Origin of the sequence: Neorhizobium sp. LMR1-1-1.1 (genome assembly GCF_040675795.1) — a bacterium.
Lineage (GTDB): Bacteria > Pseudomonadota > Alphaproteobacteria > Rhizobiales > Rhizobiaceae > Neorhizobium > Neorhizobium cellulosilyticum.
The window spans coordinates 1-827 of record NZ_JBEGHE010000073.1 but is presented as its reverse complement, the minus strand read 5'-3'; the positions used below and the strand labels follow the sequence as shown (position 1 = coordinate 827).

Sequence of the window (827 nt, the reverse complement as noted above, 5' to 3'; positions counted from 1 at the left end):
AGCTTCAAACCCAGGCTTACCTTGCGGTAAAACCCAGACCTGGAAGCCTCCAGATCAATCTTCTCTTCACGATTTTTGCAGAACAGGCATGCGCTTCATCGAAGCGATGCAAACTTTTACTTCTTCAAAGGATATGTACCCGTCATCTCGACACCAAAAGCGAATTGGTGGAGCTGAGCGGGATCGAACCGCTGACCCCCTGCTTGCAAAGCAGGTGCTCTCCCAGCTGAGCTACAGCCCCAACCATCGCAACACCCGATGACAATGCCATCAGGAGGGTCAAGATCGAACAAACCAAACACCTTAAAAAGGAGAATGGTGGGCCTGGGAAGACTTGAACTTCCGACCCCACGCTTATCAAGCGTGTGCTCTAACCAACTGAGCTACAGGCCCGATCTCGACAAACTCTACGTTAAGTAACGCTCGCCAATACAGGCCAGAGGCCGTCGCCGCCATCAACCCTAAAAGTTGGCCGGCGCCCTCGCGGAGGGCAGCACCGAAGGTGCGAACAGCCCGTGAGCGCACTCAATGGTTCATATCCTAATGAAGAAAGAGAAACGTAGTCGGCGGTTTTCGCCATACTGTCCGATGCCAAAGGCATTCCGCAGCGTATTACGTTGCGATGGTCGCCTGACTGGCGCCATCTATGTTCTAAAAAGCACGGGAAGGTTCATCTGAGACATGTCTCAGCGTCTTACCAGTTCCACAGCTTCCTTAGAAAGGAGGTGATCCAGCCGCAGGTTCCCCTACGGCTACCTTGTTACGACTTCACCCCAGTCGCTGACCCTACCGTGGTTAGCTGCCTCCTTGCGGTTAGCGCACTACCT

The 827-nt window shown here is 53.6% G+C and carries 2 tRNA genes and 1 rRNA gene; all 3 read right to left on the bottom strand.

Annotated features, from left to right (window positions below):
* Positions 1–165: 165 nt before the first annotated feature.
* A tRNA-Ala gene (locus MRBLMR1_RS28245) sits at positions 166–241 on the bottom strand.
* Positions 242–316: 75 nt separating this feature from the next.
* Positions 317–393, bottom strand: a tRNA-Ile gene (locus MRBLMR1_RS28240).
* 325 nt (positions 394–718) lie between these two features.
* Positions 719–827, bottom strand: a 16S ribosomal RNA gene (locus MRBLMR1_RS28235); the annotation flags it as partial.